This window comes from Paracoccus marcusii, from assembly GCF_006151785.1.
Taxonomy (GTDB): Bacteria; Pseudomonadota; Alphaproteobacteria; order Rhodobacterales; family Rhodobacteraceae; genus Paracoccus; species Paracoccus marcusii.
In genome coordinates this window covers 1-15,709 of the sequence record NZ_VDDD01000020.1, presented here as the reverse complement: position 1 = coordinate 15,709, position 15,709 = coordinate 1, and the positions used below count along the sequence as shown (strand labels likewise).

The 15,709-nt window shown below is 66.3% G+C and carries 18 protein-coding genes; 7 read left to right on the top strand and 11 right to left on the bottom strand.

Features of this window, described 5'->3' with window-relative positions:
* The first annotated feature begins 190 nt into the window (after positions 1–190).
* A complete protein-coding gene (locus FHD68_RS05180; RefSeq protein ID WP_127898236.1) occupies positions 191–1,492 on the top strand; it encodes an MFS transporter in 1,302 nt (433 codons plus the stop codon).
* Positions 1,493–1,544: 52 nt separating this feature from the next.
* Here FHD68_RS05180 and FHD68_RS05175 read toward each other — a convergent pair whose 3' ends face one another.
* The 7 genes from FHD68_RS05175 to FHD68_RS05145 form a co-directional block, all read right to left on the bottom strand.
* A complete protein-coding gene (locus FHD68_RS05175; RefSeq protein ID WP_127898235.1) occupies positions 1,545–2,222 on the bottom strand; it encodes a GNAT family N-acetyltransferase in 678 nt (225 codons plus the stop codon).
* Between the two features lie 85 nt (positions 2,223–2,307).
* On the bottom strand, positions 2,308–3,021 hold the full coding sequence (locus FHD68_RS05170) for an SOS response-associated peptidase (protein ID WP_240542380.1): 714 nt from the start codon (positions 3,019–3,021) through the stop codon (positions 2,308–2,310).
* A gap of 15 nt (positions 3,022–3,036) precedes the next feature.
* Positions 3,037–4,722 carry a chloride channel protein gene (locus tag FHD68_RS05165; protein WP_127898234.1) on the bottom strand — a complete coding sequence of 562 codons (1,686 nt, stop codon included), beginning with the start codon at positions 4,720–4,722 and terminating at the stop codon, positions 3,037–3,039.
* A 157-nt stretch (positions 4,723–4,879) separates the two neighbouring features.
* Entirely contained in the window at positions 4,880–6,418 is a 1,539-nt protein-coding gene (locus tag FHD68_RS05160) for a gamma-glutamyltransferase family protein (RefSeq protein ID WP_240542379.1), read from the bottom strand.
* Positions 6,418–7,434, bottom strand: a complete 1,017-nt coding sequence (locus tag FHD68_RS05155) for an ABC transporter substrate-binding protein (protein WP_127898233.1) — start codon at positions 7,432–7,434, stop codon at positions 6,418–6,420. The genes FHD68_RS05160 and FHD68_RS05155 overlap by 1 nt, the downstream gene beginning before the upstream one ends.
* Before the next feature lie 16 nt (positions 7,435–7,450).
* A complete protein-coding gene (locus FHD68_RS05150) occupies positions 7,451–8,224 on the bottom strand; it encodes an ABC transporter permease (RefSeq protein WP_127898232.1) in 774 nt (257 codons plus the stop codon).
* Positions 8,221–9,069, bottom strand: coding sequence for an ABC transporter ATP-binding protein (locus tag FHD68_RS05145; protein ID WP_045999468.1), 849 nt, complete (start codon positions 9,067–9,069; stop codon positions 8,221–8,223). Before FHD68_RS05145 ends, FHD68_RS05150 begins: the two co-directional genes overlap by 4 nt.
* A gap of 171 nt (positions 9,070–9,240) precedes the next feature.
* On the opposite strand from FHD68_RS05145, the gene FHD68_RS05140 reads away from it, so the two are divergent.
* Positions 9,241–9,942, top strand: a complete 702-nt coding sequence (locus FHD68_RS05140) for a GntR family transcriptional regulator (protein ID WP_139085328.1) — start codon at positions 9,241–9,243, stop codon at positions 9,940–9,942.
* Here FHD68_RS05140 and FHD68_RS05135 read toward each other — a convergent pair whose 3' ends face one another.
* On the bottom strand, positions 9,943–10,344 hold the full coding sequence (locus FHD68_RS05135) for a nuclear transport factor 2-like protein (protein WP_127898230.1): 402 nt from the start codon (positions 10,342–10,344) through the stop codon (positions 9,943–9,945).
* A 78-nt stretch (positions 10,345–10,422) separates the two neighbouring features.
* On the opposite strand from FHD68_RS05135, the gene FHD68_RS05130 reads away from it, so the two are divergent.
* Complete coding sequence (locus FHD68_RS05130; RefSeq protein ID WP_127898229.1) at positions 10,423–11,649, top strand: amidohydrolase family protein; 1,227 nt, start codon at positions 10,423–10,425, stop codon at positions 11,647–11,649.
* A gap of 41 nt (positions 11,650–11,690) precedes the next feature.
* Here the strand turns inward: FHD68_RS05130 and copM are convergent, their stop codons facing one another.
* Positions 11,691–12,101, bottom strand: a complete 411-nt coding sequence (gene copM / locus FHD68_RS05125) for a CopM family metallochaperone (protein WP_127898228.1) — start codon at positions 12,099–12,101, stop codon at positions 11,691–11,693.
* A gap of 143 nt (positions 12,102–12,244) precedes the next feature.
* On the opposite strand from copM, the gene cueR reads away from it, so the two are divergent.
* The 3 genes from cueR to FHD68_RS05110 are packed head-to-tail and all read left to right on the top strand — an operon-like array spanning position 12,245 to position 13,916.
* Positions 12,245–12,697, top strand: a complete 453-nt coding sequence (cueR, locus tag FHD68_RS05120) for a Cu(I)-responsive transcriptional regulator (RefSeq protein ID WP_127898227.1) — start codon at positions 12,245–12,247, stop codon at positions 12,695–12,697.
* Complete coding sequence (locus FHD68_RS05115) at positions 12,697–13,152, top strand: DUF411 domain-containing protein (RefSeq protein WP_127898226.1); 456 nt, start codon at positions 12,697–12,699, stop codon at positions 13,150–13,152. Before cueR ends, FHD68_RS05115 begins: the two co-directional genes overlap by 1 nt.
* A 2-nt stretch (positions 13,153–13,154) precedes the next feature.
* Entirely contained in the window at positions 13,155–13,916 is a 762-nt protein-coding gene (locus FHD68_RS05110) for a MauE/DoxX family redox-associated membrane protein (RefSeq protein WP_208863740.1), read from the top strand.
* Positions 13,917–14,167: 251 nt separating this feature from the next.
* Here FHD68_RS05110 and FHD68_RS05105 read toward each other — a convergent pair whose 3' ends face one another.
* Positions 14,168–14,560, bottom strand: coding sequence for a DUF4112 domain-containing protein (locus tag FHD68_RS05105; protein WP_127898225.1), 393 nt, complete (start codon positions 14,558–14,560; stop codon positions 14,168–14,170).
* Positions 14,561–14,665: 105 nt separating this feature from the next.
* Entirely contained in the window at positions 14,666–15,034 is a 369-nt protein-coding gene (locus FHD68_RS05100) for a VanZ family protein (protein ID WP_127898224.1), read from the bottom strand.
* Positions 15,035–15,469: 435 nt separating this feature from the next.
* On the opposite strand from FHD68_RS05100, the gene FHD68_RS18930 reads away from it, so the two are divergent.
* Positions 15,470–15,640, top strand: a complete 171-nt coding sequence (locus tag FHD68_RS18930; protein WP_167550367.1) for a hypothetical protein — start codon at positions 15,470–15,472, stop codon at positions 15,638–15,640.
* The last annotated feature ends 69 nt before the right edge of the window (positions 15,641–15,709 follow it).

Here is a 15,709-nt window from a genome sequence, read left to right as displayed (position 1 = left end):
GGCGGGCCGCCCGACATGTGCAAACTTGACACCGCCGGTCGTCCGGTTAAGTCGGCACCGGTCGTTCACGACGGAACGGCCATCCGACGATCCTCCTCCGTACAGGCCGACGCATCAGGGCTGCATCATCAGCGCCGGTCGCAGCGCACGGGCCGAGATCCTCTGAAATCATGCGCCCTATGGACCCGCCATGACATCCACCCGACCATCCGCCCCGCCCGCCGGCGCGGTTCCCGCCAATTCGCCCGCCCAGGTCCTGACGGCCAGCCTCATCGGCACGACGATCGAATTCTTCGACTTCTACATCTATGCGACGGCCGCGGTGCTGATCTTTCCGTCGCTGTTCTTTCCGGGATCGGACCCAACCACGGCGCTGCTGGCGTCCTTTGCGACCTTCTCGATCGCATTCTTTGCGCGGCCGTTGGGGGCCATCGTCTTTGGCCATTACGGCGACCGCATCGGGCGCAAGGCCACGCTTGTCGCCGCGCTTCTGACGATGGGGGTGTCTACCGTCACCATCGGCCTGCTGCCGACCTATGACCAGATCGGCGTCTGGGCGCCGCTGCTGCTGGCGCTGTGCCGGTTCGGACAGGGCTTCGGCCTGGGCGGCGAATGGGGCGGGGCCGTGCTGCTGGCGACCGAGAACGCACCCGAGGGCAAGCGCAGCTGGTACGGGATGTTCCCGCAACTGGGCGCGCCCGTCGGTCTTCTGCTGTCGTCGGGGTTCTTCTGGGTGCTGCTGCACTTCATCACCCAGGACGAGCTGCTGGCCTGGGGCTGGCGGCTGCCGTTCCTGTCGTCGATCCTGCTGGTCGGGATCGGCCTGTGGATCCGCCTGTCCATCACCGAGACCCCCGAATTCGCCGAAGCCGTGAAGAAGGACAAGCGCGTGTCCGTCCCCCTGGCCGAACTGTTCCGCCATCACAAGCTGAGCGTCTTCCTGGGCACCTTCGCGGCGCTGGCGACCTTCGTGCTGTTCTATCTGGCGACGGCGTGGCTGTTGTCCTACAACGTTAAGGTCCTGGGGATCCCGTTCAAGGATGCCTTGCTGATCCAGATCTATGGATCGGTCGTCTTCGGCCTGACGATCCCCTTTGCCGGCAAGATCGCGGATCGCACCGGGCGCTATGGCTTCCTGATCATCGTGACCATCCTGATCGGGGCCTTTGCCCTGTCCTTCGGGTCGCTGATGCAGGGCAGTGCCCAGAACGAGTCCAGCGTCTATCTGTTCGTCACGATCAGCCTGATGCTGATGGGCCTGACCTATGGCGTCATCGGGGCGGCGCTGGCCGCGCCCTTCCCGGCCCAGGTCCGCTATACCGGGTCGTCGCTGACGTTCAACTTTGCCGGCATCTTCGGCGCGTCGCTGGCGCCTTATGCGGCGACCTGGCTGCAGATGAACTATGGCATGGCGCAGGTCGGATACTATCTGCTGGGCGCCGCCGTGATCTCGTTGATCTGCATCGTGGCCACGGGGCGCGACAAGATCTGATCGCCGACCGGTGATCTTTGCACCCCGCGCCCGGCGGCGCGGGATGCACCCGTCATGCGCCGCCGCGCAGACAGGCCCCAAGCGTGCGCCGCTGCCCACCATCGGCGTCGAAATTGTCGGGCGCCAGCCACACCAGATAGCCGGGCCGCAGTTCCTGCCAGTCTTGATCGGTCATCGCGAACCAGGCCGTGTCGCGGTTGGTCCCCTTGACGACCATGTGCTGGCGAAAGACCCCCTCGGGCCGAAAACCGAAACGCAGGGCGGCCCGTTTCGAAGGCGTGTTCAGGTCGTTGCATTTCCATTCGAACCGCCGATAGCCCAACGCAAAGACGTGGTCGGCGAACAGGAACAGCGCCTCGGTCGCCATGCGGCTGCGCTGCAGGGCGGGGCCCCACATGATGCTGCCGATCTCGATCACGCCATGGGTGCGGTCGATCCGCATCAGCGCCTGACGACCCTCGGCGCGGCCCGTGGCGGCATCGACCACCGCAAAGAACATCGGGTCTGCCGATGTCGATGCATGCTCGACCCAATCCGCAAAAGTGTCACGATCCTGGGGCGGATGCTCGAAAAGCCAGCGAAAGCGGTCATCGGCCCCACCTGCGGATGCGGCCGCGTACAGCGTCCCTGCATGACCGGCCTGAAGCGGTTCCAGCCGCACGTATCGTCCAGCGATCACCGCCCGCGCTGGGGCCGGGGGCGGTGACCAGCGGGTCAGGTCCACATGCATGTCCCATCGCTCCTTTCCAAGGCTGGCGGTCCGTTGCGCCACGGACGGACCCGCGCGACGCGTGACTCGGGATGGCCCCTGGGCATCACACCGGCGCCTCGACCAGCGTCAATGCCCCGTCGGGCAGCGGCCGCTGCAGCTCAGTCGCCGGTATGCCGTCCAGCCAGGCGTGCCATTCCTGGGGGCGCGTCAGGATCACCGGCATCGCCTTGGGATGGATCGGCGCGACCTCGGCGTTCGGAGGACAGGTCAGAAAGGCATAGAGGTCGTCGACCGTCTCTCCGTCCTTGACCTTGCGGACCGATCGCCAGCCGCGCGTCTCGATCCCGGCAAAGAACAGGGTCGCGCCTGGATCGGCGGGTGCGAACCACTGCACGCCCTTGCCCTTGCCGCGCGGTTCGGAAAAGCTGGTCAGCGGCACCAGACAGCGATGCTCGCGGCCAAGCCAGCGCCGCCAATGGGGCGACTCCAGGTTGCGGACATTCGTGACGCCCGGGTCGCGCTCCGTCTTCAGCGCAAAGCGCGGCGACGGCATGCCCCACCGCGCCTTGACCAGTTCCGGCCCGTCCGCGCCGTTCCGGATGATCGGCGCCAACTGGTCGGGATAGACGCTGCCCGGCGCCAGATTTCCCGACCGGTCCGTCAGCCCGTCGATCAACCGGACCAGCGCCTCCTGCGGCGTCGTGTGGTTGTAAAGGTTGCAGATCGCCCCGCCCTCCGCTGGTTCGCGTCCATTTCTGGGCCCGCCCCGGACCGGCGTCAATGACCCGCCGGCCACTGTGACAGGCATCGCGGGCATGGGGCCGCCGCTGTGTCAGCCGTGCTCTTCGGCGGCGGTCTGTTCCAGGGCCTGGTTCAGGGCGCGCAGGACGTCGATGTGATGGACGCTGCCGATCAGGCGCAGGGGGTCGTCCGGGCCGTCGCAGGCCGTCACGGCCAGAAACACCGCGCCGCTTCGTTCGAACAGCGGCAGGGCCTCGGCCAAGGTGGTGGTCGGGGCCACGGTCGGACCGCGTTCCGCCATGGCACGGACCAGATCCTCGGCCGGGGCATCCGGGGCGTCCAGCGCGCGGATGACCGGCGTGACGCGCAGCTGATGGGGCAGCCAGGCCTGCGGCCCTTCGGAGAGGTGGATGCCCCGCCGCTCCAGCTGGGTCAGAAAGAACGACCGCCTGACCAGGGTCGACGCCAGGGCCGAACTGAGCGAGACCGAGGTCATCACCGCGATGCCCGTCTGCCAGTCTCCGGTCATCTCGAACACGATCAGCGCGGTCGAGATGGGGGCGCCCAGGACCGCCGCGCCCACCGCGGCCATGCCGGCAAAGGCATAGACATTGACGCTGCCGGAATAGCCGGGCGCAAGGGTCGTGGCGATGATCCCGAACGCCAGGCCGGTCAGCGACCCCATGACCAGCGCGGGCGAGAACACCCCGCCCCCCATGCGCCCGCCCAGCGTGATCGCGACCGCCACCGCCTTGACGACCGCGAACATGACCGCCTGCCCCAGGCCGATCTGGCCGGACAGCGCCGCGGCGGTGGTTTCATAGCCCACGCCGATGATGTGCGGAAAGGGAATGGCGATCACACCAAGGGCAAGCCCCGCCAGCGCGGGCCGGGACCAGCGCGGCCAGCCGATCCGCGCCATCGCCCGCGTCGCCAGGCTGTCGGCGCGAAAGATCCCGCCCATCATCGCCGCCGCGACCAGCGCGCAGACAAGGCCCAGCACCATGAAGGCGGGCAATTCGATATGGAAGGCCAGGTCAGGCTCGACCGGCAGCATGAATTCGGTCAGGCCGCCGAACTGCAGCCGGTTGATGACCGTGCCCGCCACCGCGGCGATCGCGATCGGGGCAAAGGCGCGCGTCGCGAAATGCCGCAGCACGACCTCATGCGCGAAAAGCGCCCCGGCGATGGGCGCGTTGAAGCTGGCGGCGACCGCACCCGCGACGGCGCATCCCAACAGCTCCCTGCCGGTCATAGGGCTGGCCTTGATGCGCCGCGCGACCGCGGTCGAGACGACGCCGGCCAGATGCACGACTGGCCCCTCGCGCCCGGAACTGCCGCCGGTGCCCAGCGTGATCAGCGAGGCCGCGGCCGATGCCAGACCCTCGCGGACCTCGACCCGGCCTCCGTCCAGCGCCGCGCCCTCGATCACGTCGGCCACCGCGCGCACGCGCCCGTCGGGGGTGAAGCGGTCCAGGATCAGCCCGACGACAAGTCCGCCCAAGACCGGCACCACCAGCACCCAGGCCCAAGGCAGGTCGCGCGCGACGCTGGCCAGCGTCAGGTCGTCGGCGCCGTAGAGGGCCGTCTGAACCCCCGAGATACCCAGCCTGAACCCAAGCGCCGCAAATCCCGCCGCGATGCCGATCAGCAGCGCCAGCACCCAGAACTGCACCTGTCGCAGGGCCCTGTCGGCCGCAATGCGCAGGACGGGATACAAGTCGCGACGCCACCGGCGCAGGGTGCGTCTGACAAGAAGGGCGAAGGCAGGTCTCATTCGGGCAAGGCTGGCACAGCATCGTCATCTTGGCGAGGGTGATCCGTCATGCGGACATGGTGCACGGCCCATGGCCGGGACCGGCACGGCGTTCCACCGATACCGGGCACCCCACATCGGCGGCGGCTGATCCCCCACGACGCGGCCGATGGCGGCGTCAGAGGGCCAGCCCCTCGCCCCGGGGATCATGCGCGCCAGAACAGCCCGTCGCGTCGATGCGGATCGCGCCTGCGCAGCCGAAGATCGGGGACAGGGTCGGCAGTTCGGCCGTCTCATGCCCCATTGCGGCCAGAGAGGCGATCGCCGCGTCGCCCAGGGAGGCCTCGACCTTGAGGCTGTCGCGGCTGTCCGAAAAGGTTCGCCCCAGAAGAAAGCGCGGCTGCGCCAAGGCTGCCTCGGGCGACAGCCCCAGGTCGATCAGGCCGCTCAGCAGGACGGCCAGTGTCTGCGGCTGGCCATCCGCGCCCTGCGTTCCATAGAGAAGATGCGGCCGACCATCCTTCAGCGCGATGCCGGGGTTCAGCGTATAGAAGGGCCGCTTTCCGGGGGCGATGACATTCGGGTGGGTCGGATCGGTAGCAAAGCTTGCGCCACGATTGTGCCAGATGATCCCGGTATCACCGATGACGCAACCGCTGCCCCAGTCGAAATAGGTGCTCTGCAGGACCGATGCGCAGCGCCCCTGCCCGTCCGTCGCGGCGAAGAACACCGTATCCCCATGCCGGACCCTGTGCGGCCAGGCCAGTGCACGATCCGCGCGGATCGCGCCCGCCTTGGCGTCCAGCCGATCCGGGTACAGCAGCGCCGATATGTCGTCCCCCGCGTGGTCCGGGTCGGCGATACGCCCGCGGTCCAGGAAGGCCTGCTTGACCGCCTCGACCAGCAGGTGGGTCCGCATTGCAGGGTCGCGGGGGATCCGCAGCCGGTCGAGGATGCCCATGATGGCCAGCGTCGTTATCCCCTGCGTGGGCGGCGGCGGCGCCAGCAGCGTCAGGTCGCGATAGGGCTGGGACAGCGGTTGCGCCGCCCGGCTGTGCGTCGCGGCAAGGTCGGCGGCGGTCAGCGGCGCGCCCGCCTGGGCCAGGCCCTGGGCGATCCGCTGCGCCGCCGGTCCCTGATAGAAGCTGCGAAACCCGTCCCGGACCATCAGGGACAGGATCTCGGCCAGTTGCGGCTGGCGCAGCAGGTCGTTTTCGGCAGCGGCGAACTGGGCCGCAAAGCCCGGCCAGTCCGGCCAGTCCGCGGCGCGGAAATCCAGCCAGAACCGTTGGCTGTCGCTGGGCCGAAACCCGTCGCGCGCAAGGGTCAGTGCGGGCGCCAGCAGCGCCTCCGGCGTCATCGCCCCGCTCCATCGGGACGCAGACAGGCGCAGGGCATGGTCCCAGCTGTCGACGGCGCAGGCGGTCGTCAGCATCGACCCCGGCCCCCGCAGGGGCAAGGCGTCGGGCAGGTCCGGCAGGACGCCCGGCGCCTGGCCGATGCCCATCAGCGTCGTCGCCCAACCGTCGCGGTCGGCCATGAGCCAGACCGCGTCGCCGCCCAAGCCGCAGAAATGCGGCATGACCACGGCCAGAACCGCGCCCATCGCCACAGCGGCCTCGGCCGCGGTGCCGCCACGCTGCAGGACGTCCGCCCCGGCCCGTGTCGCCAGCGGGTGCGGGCTGGTGGCCATCGGCTGCATCGCGGCGGCCGCCATCAGTCGGCCAGGACCAGCTGGCGGTCGTTCAGCGGCGGCAGGAAGCTGCGGTCGAAGACCTGCCCGGCTGCGGGCGTGGTCTGCAACTGATAGCCCTCGGCGACGATGTCGATGGCGCGCGACAGGCGGTCGTCATCCAGATCGCCCAGACCGATCCGCGTCACCTCGTCCGAAGCGATCAGGTTCTCGTACGAGAACATCATCCGCGCCATCTCGAGGTCGCGATTGGCCAGGTTGTCGAAGGCCAGGACGGCATCGACGCCTGCCTCGTGGTCCTGGGCGATCTCGACCGCGGCGCGGTTGATCGCACGGACCAGGCCGGTCACGGCCTCGGGGTTGTCGGCGATCATCGCCTGAGAGACCATGACCCCGTTGGCATAGAGGTCCAGCCCGTGATCGCCGAAGTTCAGCCAGTTGAAATCGGCGGCGGGGTCCTGGCGGTTGTTGATCAGGTTGAACCAGGCCGTGATGTTGAACACCATCGCCCCGTCGATGTCGCCGCGGATCAGCATGGGCTCGGTCAGGTTCGGCGCTAGGCTTTCGATGGTGATGCTGTCCAGGTCGACGTCGTTCATGCGCGCAAAGACCGGAAGCAGCTTGGTCGTGGGCGTCCCGGGTGCGCCGCCCAGGGTCTTGCCCGTCAGATCGGCAGGGGTCGTAATGCCGCTTTCCTTGCGGGTCACGACCGTGAAGGGCGGATCGTTCCACAGCTGATAGACCATGACCGGGGTCTGGTCGGGGCGTTCGGCGGCGTTCTGGATGATGGCGTTGATGTCGCCGAAGCCCGCGTCATAGGTGCCCGACATGATCCGGGTGACGGTGGCGGCGGACCCCTCGCCCTGGTCGATGGTGACGTTCAGGCCCTCCTCCTCGAAATAGCCCTTCTGCTGGGCCAGCAGGATGGGCGCATCCGACCCCTGCGTCTTCCAGCCCAGGGTGAAGCGGATGTCGGTCTGGGCCAGCGCGGGGGCGGCCATCGCGATCAGGGATGCGGCGGCAAGCAGCGATTTCAGCATCGGGATACCTTTCGGATCAGGAGGGGGACAGGTCGGTGCGGCGGTTCGCCCAGCCCACGACGCGGCCTTCGATGACCGAGAACAGGACGTAGAGGGCGACCCCCAGGAAGGCCAGGATGAACAGGCCGGCTAAGACCAGCGGCACGTCGAAGTTCGACGATGCGCTCATCATCACGTTGCCGATGCCCTTGTTCGAGGCGACGGTCTCGGCCAGCACGGTGCCGACAAAGGCATAGGTCGCCGCGATCTTCAGCGAGGCGAAGAAGAACGGCATGGTGCGCGGCAGGCCCACGTTCAGCAGCAGGTCCATCTTGCCGGCGCCCAGGGATTTCAGCACGTCCTCCATCTCGGGCTCGGTCGTGGCAAGGCCGGTGGCGATGTTGACCACGATGGGAAAGAAGCACATGGCCAGCGCGGTCAGGACCGCAGGCACCGGCCCCGCCCCGAACCACAGCACGAAGATCGGGACGACCGCGACCTTCGGGATGGACGAGAACCCGATCAGCAGCGGATAGGCCGTGTCATAGGCCACCCGCGACGTGCCGATCAGCGCGCCGATCACGACGCCGACCGCCACGCCAAGGCCAAAGCCGATCATGGTCGTCCACAGCGTCTGGATGATGTGCGGCCACAGGACCGGAAAGCGCGCGACCAACGTCGCCATCACCTGCGACGGGCGCGGCACGACCAGGTCGGACACGTTCAGGGCCAGGCACAGAACCTCCCACCCCAGGAAGAAGGCGACGATCAGCGCGGCGGACCACATGCGGCGACGGATGGCATAGTTCATGACGCGACCTTTCGGGCGGATTCGCCGCGGGCATCGATGATGCGTTCGCGCAGGCGCTGGTTCAGGGCCACGAAATCGGGCTGAAAGGTCATCTCGACCGTGCGAGGGCGGGGAAAGGTGACGGGGCTGTCGTCGATGATGCGGCCGGGGCGCGCGCTCATCACGCAGATCCGCGTGCCCAGAAAGCCGGCCTCCTTGAGGTCATGCGTGACCAGGATCACGGTGGGGCGACGCTTGATCCACAGATCCTGCATCGTGCCCCACAGCTCCTCTCGGGTGAACTGGTCCAGCGCGCCGAAGGGTTCATCCAGCAGCAGCAGGCTGGGTTCGTGGATCAACGCGCGGCACAGGTTGGCACGCTGCAGCATGCCGCCCGACAGCTGCCAGGGGTAATGACCGGCGAACTTTTCCAGACCCACATCGGCCAGCAGCGCGTGGACCCTGTCGCGGTACTCGCCCCGCTTCTTGCGGGCGTAATCCTGTCGGAACGGGCGCACGATCTTCAGCGGCAGCATGACGTTCTGCTCGATCGTCAGCCATGGCAGCAAGGTCGGATTCTGGAACGCCATGCCGACGCGCAGGGCGCGGGCCGCGACCTCGCGTCCGCCCACGATGATCTCTCCGCCGGACGGGCGGGTCAGGCCGCCGACCAGCTTGAGGATCGTCGACTTGCCGCAGCCGGACGGCCCGACAAGCGCCAGGAATTCGCCCTCGTCCAGGTGCAGGTCTGTCGGTTGCAGCGCCTGGACGCGCTCTGCGCCCTGTCCGAAGGCGACCGACGCCCGCGACAGCTGAACCGCTGGTCGCTTTCGTTCCGGCGCGATCTGTGCAAGATCCGGGTTCATGAGGTTCCCCTGTCAAAGGTGCATGACAAAAGTGCATACACTTTATACCGATTTCGTAGCCCGCCGGTGCCTAACCGCGCAAACCGCGGGGCGCTGGAAAATGGTGGCCGGATGGTCGATGCCGAAACTTTCGCCAGTTTCGGGCCACATGCCCGATCTGCAGGCGGTCGCATGACTGCGGGGGCGCGTTCCGTCGGCGGCGACCGCATGGCCGCGATCTGCCAGGGCATACGTCGGGCCATCATCGAAGGGGCGCTGATACCCGGCGACCGCCTGCCCGAGGATGCCCTTGGCGAAAGCTTCGGCGTCAGCCGCACCATCGCGCGCCATGCCCTGGGGCAACTGGCCGCCGAAGGCCTGGTCGATCTGCGCCGCAACCGCATCGCGACCGTGACCGCGCCCACGCCGGCCGATGCGCGCGACATCTTCGACATCCGCGTGGCCCTGGAACGTCAGGTCGTGCAGCATCTGGCCGGTCACCTGTCGCCCGACCAGATCGCCGCCCTGAAGGAGATCGTCCGCCAGGAACATGATGCGCGCCATGGGCCCGACGGCGCGTCGATCCGGCTGGCAACAGAGTTCCATATCCGCCTGGCCGAGATGACCGGCAAGCCGATCCTGGTCCGCTATGTCACTGAAATCTGTTATCGCGCGGGCCTGTCCCTGTCTGCGCTGGCCCGCCCGCATTCGTCGGACTGCGCCATCAGCGAGCATCTGGCCCTGATCGACCTGATCGCCAAGGGGCCCGCCGACAAGGCCGCCGACCTGATGGCCGAGCATCTGGAGGCCGTGGCCGCCCGCGCCCTGCTGTCGGGCGATCGCAGCCGCCGCCGCGATCTGGTCAACATCCTGCAGCCCTATGCCAAGGGCTGATCAGCCCTTGGCGATGCTGGGATCAAGGATCCATTCGGCGCTGTCGTTCCAAACGTCCGTGTCCAGGATCAGCCCATCCTGCACCGTGAACCGGTCGATATAGCGGTTCCCGTCGAAAGGCGTGCCGTCCGGCCAGGCGCCATGCAGATAGCCCAGGCTATAGACGATCGTCTGCTCGCCCGCCGGCACGACGTCGTACCGCTCGATCCGCTTCTTGACCCAGGCATAGCGGGCGGCGTTGAAACCGGTCGGCCCCGACGGCGTGTCGAAGACGCGCCCGCCCGTGAACCGGCAGGTAAAGCCCGGCGCGACGAAGGTCGCGGCCAGCACCGGATCGGGCGCCATCGACGCCGCAAGATAGTCCTTGACCGCCTGCAGGTCTTTTTCGGTGTTCTGGTTCATCGCGCTCTCTGCTTGTCTGTGGCGGGGTGAAGTGCATACACTAGCAGAATACAGAAGGTCGCCGGGGACACAAGAACGATGCTGGATCTGATCCTGAAGAATGCCCGCCTGCCGCAGGGTGCCGCAGATATCGGCATCGCCGGCGGTCGCATCGCCGCCCTTGGCCGTGACCTTGGCCCGTCGCGCGAGGTCCGCGACATCGAACACCGCGCCGTCCTGCCGGGGCTGGTCGAGGCGCATATCCACCTGGACAAGGCCGGCTTGCTGTGCCGCTGCGGTCAGGCGGACAGCGTGCAGGCCGCCGTGGCTGCGGTCAGCGCGCTGAAGCGCGACTTTACCATCGACGATGTTCGCAGCCGCGGCGCGCAGGTGATCGAGGCCGCGATCCGGCAGGGCACCATGCACATGCGCACCCATGTCGAGGTCGACCCCCGTGCCGGATTGCGCAGCCTGACGGCAGTGCTGGCCCTGAAGGACGACTATGCCTTTGCGCTGAACCTGCAGGTCTGCGCCTTTGCCCAGGAGGGCCTGACCAACGATCCCGGCACCGAGGCGCTTTTGGAACAGGCGCTGGCGCAGGGGGCCGACCTTCTGGGCGGCTGCCCCTATACCGACAGCGACCCGCTGGCGCAGATTAACATCCTGTTCGCGATGGCCGTGCGGCACGACGTCGATCTGGACTTTCATCTGGACTTCGACCTGGACCCCGACGGGTCCCAGATCAAGGCGATCTGCGACCGGACGATCCGCCACGGCTGGCAGGGCCGCGTGAACCTGGGCCATGTGACCAAGCTGGCGGTGATGACCGACGGTGCCCTGCGCGATCACGCCGCGATGCTGGCCCAGGCCCGGGTCGCCGTGACCGCCCTGCCCGCCACCGACCTGTACCTGAACGGCATGGACCAGGGCCACCGTGCGCCCCGCGGCGTGGCCCCCTTGCACCTGCTGGAAGGGGTGACGGTCGCGGTGGCGACGAACAACGTGATGAACCCGTTCACGCCTTATGGCGACTGCTCGCTGCTGCGGATGGCCAATCTCTATGCCAACGTGATGCACCTTGGCGCTGGCGAGTTCGCGGCCTGCCTACGGATGATCACCGACGGTCCGGCCCGCATCCTGCGCGTGGCCGATTACGGGCTGTCGGTGGGTGATCGCGCCGACCTGATCGTGCTGGATGCCGCGACGGCCGAGGATGGACTGGCCACCATCGCGGCACCACTGATGGGCTTCAAGGCCGGTCGCCAGAGCTTCGACCGGCCCGCGGCGCGATTGCTGCGCCCCGCGGCGGGCGCCCTGCCCGCCTGACGCAGCGCCATGCACCACCTTCCGGCGCTGTCTGTCATCGTTCAGCTGTCGTGTTCGGCCAGCCAGGCCTCCATCATCTTGATCTCGGCCTCCTGCGCCGCGATGACCTCCTCGGCCAAGGCGCGCACCTGGGGGTCCTGGCCGTGTTCAAGGACGATGCGCGCCATGTCGATGGCGCCCTGGTGGTGGGGGATCATTCCCCGCATGAAGTCCACGTCCGCGTCATTGGTGTATTCGACGTCCATGTTCGCGTGCATCTCGGCCATCGCTGCGCGATAGGCCGTCGTCGCCGGCGTGTCGTCGGGTCGTGCACCGGACATCGCCATGTCGCCATGCGCGGAATGATCCATCTGCGCCATGTCGCCATGGGCGGAATGGTCCATCGTCTGTTGGGCAAGACCCGGCGCGGCGACGGCAAGGGCGGTCAGCAGGATGGGGACGAACGTTTTCATGGCAGTGCTCTCCTTCTTCCCGATCTCAGATAATCCTTCCCATCGTTGCAAGGTCAATGCCGCGCAGACGACGTCATCACGCCCTTGACCTTCCCATGATAGGAAGCTCCATATCCCTGTCATCGCAATGACGGAGCCCTGCCATGAACATCGGAGACGCCGCCAACCGCTCGGGCGTATCGGCCAAGATGATCCGATACTATGAACGGATCGGCCTGATCCCGACAGCCAGCCGGACGGCCTCGGGCTATCGCGAATACGAACCGCGCGACGTCCATATGCTGCGTTTTATCGCCCGCGCGCGTGACCTGGGCTTCTCGGTTGCCGAGATCACCGAGCTGCTGGACCTGTGGCGCGACAAGGACCGGCGCAGCGCCGACGTCAAGGCGCTGGCGCAGGCGCGGGTCCGGGACCTGCGCCACAAGATCGCGCACCTGCAGGACATGGCCGACACGCTGGAGGAACTGGCGAATGCCTGCGCCGGAAACGAGCGTCCGAACTGTCCGATCCTGCAGCGGCTGGAGACCTTGGACACGGATGACGATCCGTTGTCCCGCAGGCGGCCCGAACGGGGATTCAAGGAAAGGATCGGCTGATGACGGATCGACGCATGTTCATGACGGCGCTGGCGGCGGGCATTCTGGCCGGCCCGGCGATGGCATGGTCCGGTCAGGCGCCGGTCCGCACGCGAGTCTTTCGCGCGCCCGATTGCGGATGCTGCGGCGCGTGGGTCGCGCATCTGCGGGATCACGGCTTTGCCGTGGAGGTGGTCACGACCGATGACATGCAGGGGGTCAAGGATCGCCACGCCGTGCCTGCGCCGCTGCGCTCCTGCCATACGGCCCTGATCGACGGTTATGTGATCGAGGGGCATGTGCCCGCCACCGACATCAGCGCCCTGCTCGCGCAGCGTCCGCCGGCCGCAGGTCTGGCAGTGCCCGGCATGCCCGCCGGATCGCCCGGCATGGAGATGGGCGGGCGGCGCGATCCCTATGACGTCATCCTGTGGACCAGGTCCGAAACCCGCATCTTTGCAAGCCATCGAGGTTGACCATGGCCCTGACGACCCCCAGAACCGCCACCCTTCACCGCATGGTGATGGCCAAGCACATGTGCCCCTATGGCCTCAAATCGCTGGACCTGCTGCGGCGCCAGGGCTTTCGCGTCGAGGACCACCACCTGACCACCCGTGCCGAGGTCGATGCCTTCAAGGAACAACACGACGTCGGGACCACCCCGCAGACCTTCATCGACGGTCGGCGGATCGGCGGCTATGACGACCTCAGGCGGCATTTCGGCAAGGCCGTCCGCGACAAGTCCGCGACCACCTACCGCCCCGTGATCGCGCTGTTCGCGATGGCCGCCGAGATGGCCCTTGCGACCAGCTGGGCCGCGTTCGGCCAGCTGATCACCATCGCCGCGGCCGAGTGGTTCGTGGCCTTTGCCATGTGTCTGCTGGCCCTGCAGAAGCTGAAGGACGTCGACAGCTTTGCCACGATGTTCCTGAACTATGACCTGCTGGCGCAGCGGTGGGTCCGTTACGGCTACGTCTATCCCTTCGCCGAGGGACTGGCGGGCGTCCTGATGGTCGCGGGCGCGCTGATGTGGCTGTCCATTCCGGTCGCCCTGTTCATCGGCACGATCGGCGCCGTGTCGGTCTGGAAGGCCGTCTATGTCGACAAGCGAGACATCAAATGCGCCTGCGTCGGCGGCGACAGCAACGTCCCCCTGGGGTTCGTCTCCCTGACCGAGAACCTGATGATGATCGCCATGGCTGTCTGGATGCTGATCAAGGTCACGGTGCTGGGGCACTAGTGGCTATCAGTTGGGGATCAAGCGGCTGGAAATGGCTTCTGAATGAAAACGGGAAAGAAAAACGACCGGCCATTCCCGACCTGCGTCCCAATGAGGCTCCAGATTGATTCAGTATCAGAGCCAAAACAAAACAGCTGCGGTGAACATAGCATCGGAAAAGCGGTCCCGGGGAACCGGTCGCATTGATTGCGACGGGCCTCCATTCCGTGAGGCGACCAAGCAGGATCCCGATAGATCTCCCATGAAAGATTCTAGGATGATCTTTCGTCGCCATAAGGTGCCCCAACCCCAGCAAGCCTATCGCGATTGAGATGCGAGCGCAGAATGTCGACGTTGCGCAGGTTGGACTTGAACCAGGCATCAAAGACGCTTCCGACAAGAGGGATGCTGCCGAATGTCGTATCCACGGCAACGTTGATCCCCTGCCTTACAAGCTTATGCCTAGGCAGCCCCATGCGATAACTTTCCAAGACGATCCATGCCGCCGGCAGCATTGCCGCAGCGTCGCCGAGCCCCGGCACCAAACCTGCGATCGCGTCGTATCCGACCCGAAACCGTGTACCGGGGATTCGAAACACCGAATCCAGTTTGCCGGAAAGCTGTTCCAGCCGTTCAAAGCGCGCCTTGTGCAAATCATCGTTCATGTGGTTGCAAGCACGACAGCACCGCCATGGTTCCCAAATGCCTTGATCTGCTGGCGCGTTGGCGTAGCGTGACAATGTGGCCTTTCCGCCAAGCACCTGTCGTGGTTACCGGCGCATGCGCGGCCGTGCAAAGGGTACAAACCGCCCGGCAGCCAAGCCGATGACCACACCGATCCCGAGACCGATCAGGTCCGCAACCCAGTCCCCAAGACTGCGGTCACGCCCGACGAATGGCTGAAGGATCTCAATCAAACCACCAAACGCCAGATAGGCGGGTAAAGCCAGCATCAGCCAACGCGGCCGAAGATAGGCCATCGGAAAGGCAAGCACCCCGAACGCGACCATGTGGTAGATCTTGTCAGATTCCGCGACTGCCCCCAAAGGCGGCGCTGGTACCGGCGTTAGCGTCAGGACCGCAATCGCCGTCGCGATCAGACATGACAGCCCTAAGGCGAGTTTCGACTGAAGGCGCATGAACTCTTCGCGTTATGAACATCTGCCGGGCAAAAGCCACGACGATACAGGCCTTACACCATGATGGGCCTGAATACAGGGTCACCTTCACCTGTTGAGGAAGCATAACGGTATGCAGCATGACGCGGGCGTCGGGCAGCCGACGGTTCAACGCGTCAAACCTCTTTGTAGAAAAGAAGCAGCTCCCGGAGCTTACCCGGGAGCCCACGCATGTCATCGACAGTGCGTCTTTGTCGTACTGCTCGTGCCCTCGATCTCTGCCGCCGAAGTGCGCTCAACTACTGAGGTAGTTCTTATTATTATTTTCTGCTTAAGGTTAACAGGGCGCGCTGTCTAACGTTATTTTTGTAGCGGGGTCAGTTTTACAAGATACAGGGCAATGCCTTGGGAAGCGGCCCACTACCAGGCATTGCGATAGCGCATACAGTTTTCCGGATGGACAACGCGACCCTCTCTGATCGCCTGAACAACGGCGGCTTTATGGGCTGCCAAACGGGCGGCGTATCCTGCCCTGGAGAAGTATTCAGGCTGGAACAGGATCATGCCATTCTCATCTGCCACGAGATGAAAGTCGCGACCGATGCCAAGTCCCCGGTGCGCGGGTGACCTGCTACGGGATTTTTCCTCCACCATCGATTAGAGTCCGATCCAACTTGAGGACGGACAATGAAGCGA

Excerpts from the sequence above, each read along its gene's own strand:
- FHD68_RS05150 (WP_127898232.1), bottom strand. The coding sequence starts at position 8,224 with ATGAACTATGCCATCCGTCGCCGCATGTGGTCCGCCGCGCTGATCGTC.
- copM (WP_127898228.1), bottom strand. The coding sequence starts at position 12,101 with ATGAAAACGTTCGTCCCCATCCTGCTGACCGCCCTTGCCGTCGCCGCG.
- FHD68_RS18930 (WP_167550367.1), top strand. The coding sequence starts at position 15,470 with ATGGACAACGCGACCCTCTCTGATCGCCTGAACAACGGCGGCTTTATG.
- FHD68_RS05175 (WP_127898235.1), bottom strand. The coding sequence starts at position 2,222 with ATGCATGTGGACCTGACCCGCTGGTCACCGCCCCCGGCCCCAGCGCGG.
- FHD68_RS05105 (WP_127898225.1), bottom strand. The coding sequence starts at position 14,560 with ATGAACGATGATTTGCACAAGGCGCGCTTTGAACGGCTGGAACAGCTT.
- FHD68_RS05165 (WP_127898234.1), bottom strand. The coding sequence starts at position 4,722 with ATGAGACCTGCCTTCGCCCTTCTTGTCAGACGCACCCTGCGCCGGTGG.
- FHD68_RS05100 (WP_127898224.1), bottom strand. The coding sequence starts at position 15,034 with ATGCGCCTTCAGTCGAAACTCGCCTTAGGGCTGTCATGTCTGATCGCG.
- FHD68_RS05115 (WP_127898226.1), top strand. The coding sequence starts at position 12,697 with ATGACGGATCGACGCATGTTCATGACGGCGCTGGCGGCGGGCATTCTG.
- FHD68_RS05110 (WP_208863740.1), top strand. The coding sequence starts at position 13,155 with ATGGCCCTGACGACCCCCAGAACCGCCACCCTTCACCGCATGGTGATG.
- FHD68_RS05155 (WP_127898233.1), bottom strand. The coding sequence starts at position 7,434 with ATGCTGAAATCGCTGCTTGCCGCCGCATCCCTGATCGCGATGGCCGCC.
- FHD68_RS05130 (WP_127898229.1), top strand. The coding sequence starts at position 10,423 with ATGCTGGATCTGATCCTGAAGAATGCCCGCCTGCCGCAGGGTGCCGCA.
- FHD68_RS05180 (WP_127898236.1), top strand. The coding sequence starts at position 191 with ATGACATCCACCCGACCATCCGCCCCGCCCGCCGGCGCGGTTCCCGCC.
- FHD68_RS05145 (WP_045999468.1), bottom strand. The coding sequence starts at position 9,069 with ATGAACCCGGATCTTGCACAGATCGCGCCGGAACGAAAGCGACCAGCG.
- FHD68_RS05170 (WP_240542380.1), bottom strand. The coding sequence starts at position 3,021 with ATGCCCGCGATGCCTGTCACAGTGGCCGGCGGGTCATTGACGCCGGTC.
- FHD68_RS05135 (WP_127898230.1), bottom strand. The coding sequence starts at position 10,344 with ATGAACCAGAACACCGAAAAAGACCTGCAGGCGGTCAAGGACTATCTT.
- FHD68_RS05160 (WP_240542379.1), bottom strand. The coding sequence starts at position 6,418 with ATGGCGGCCGCCGCGATGCAGCCGATGGCCACCAGCCCGCACCCGCTG.
- FHD68_RS05140 (WP_139085328.1), top strand. The coding sequence starts at position 9,241 with ATGACTGCGGGGGCGCGTTCCGTCGGCGGCGACCGCATGGCCGCGATC.
- cueR (WP_127898227.1), top strand. The coding sequence starts at position 12,245 with ATGAACATCGGAGACGCCGCCAACCGCTCGGGCGTATCGGCCAAGATG.